This is a genomic window from Cupriavidus sp. WS, from assembly GCF_000395345.1.
In the GTDB taxonomy this organism is placed as follows: domain Bacteria; phylum Pseudomonadota; class Gammaproteobacteria; order Burkholderiales; family Burkholderiaceae; genus Cupriavidus; species Cupriavidus basilensis_B.
The window spans coordinates 1-1,119 of record NZ_AQPL01000447.1 but is presented as its reverse complement, the minus strand read 5'-3'; the positions used below and the strand labels follow the sequence as shown (position 1 = coordinate 1,119).

General features: G+C 64.2%; 1 protein-coding gene. It reads left to right on the top strand.

Annotated features, from left to right (window positions below):
- Positions 1-1,119, top strand: a 1,119-nt coding sequence (locus K206_RS0130525; RefSeq protein WP_020206120.1) for an ABC transporter transmembrane domain-containing protein, incomplete at both ends; no start/stop codon positions are given.

Sequence of the window (1,119 nt, the reverse complement as noted above, 5' to 3'; positions counted from 1 at the left end):
ACAAAATTCCTGACACGTCCCGTCGGCTACCTGGCACCGTACAAGCGCATCCTGGTCCATCTGTTCATGGCGACCTTCGTGATCCAGGTGCTGGGCGTGGTGCCGCCGCTGATCATCCAGAACATCCTCGACGGCGTGGTGGTGCACCAGAACGTGGGCCTGCTCAACCTGCTGATCGTGGGGCTGATCGTCTCCAACGTGTTCTCGCAGCTGATGTCCACGGTGCGCGCCTATCTCGCCAACTTCATGGTGCGCAACATGGACTTCGCGATGATGTCGCATTTCTTCCGGCACACCATGTCGCTGCCGTTCTCGTTCTTCGCCAAGCGCAAGACCGGCGACATCTTCGCGCGCTTCCAGGAGAACCAGACCATCCGCGCGTTCCTGACCGAGTCCACCGTGACCACCGCGCTCAACCTGCTGATGGTGTTCATCTACTTCACCATCATGTTCCTCTACAACGTCAAGATGACGCTGGTGCTGCTGGCCTTCGTGGTGCCGATCGCGGCGCTCACGGTGCTGGCCACGCCGCGCGTGAAGGCCTACGCGCGCGAGGTCTTCACCACGTCCACCGAGGCCCGCTCCTACCTGATGGAGACGCTGGGCGGCGTGGAGACGGTCAAGGGCATGGGCATCGAGCGCGCGGTGCGGCTCAAGTGGGAAAAGAAGTACGCCAAGGCGCTCGAGCTGCAGTACAAGGCGCAGGCGTTCCATATCGTGGTCGGCCTGGCCAGCCAGCTGCTCAATGCCGCCACCACCATCGCCGTGCTGTGGGTGGGCGCCAACCTGGTGCTGCAGCGGGAGCTGACCATCGGTCAGCTGATCGCCTTCAATGCCTTCATGGGCAGCGTGCTGGCGCCGCTGATGGGGCTGGTGTCGCTGTGGGGCCAGCTCAACGACGCCGGCGTGGCGATGGAGCGCCTGGGCGACGTGCTCGACCTGGACCCGGAGCAGAAGCCGCAGGACCTGCCCTCGCGCGTGATGCTGCCCGACCTGCAGGGCGAGATCAGCCTGGACGGGGTGTATTTCCGCTACGGCGGCAACGACACGCCCTACGTGCTGGAGAACATCAGCTTCAGCATCAAGCCCGGCGAGCTGCTGGCCATCGTGGGGCGCAGC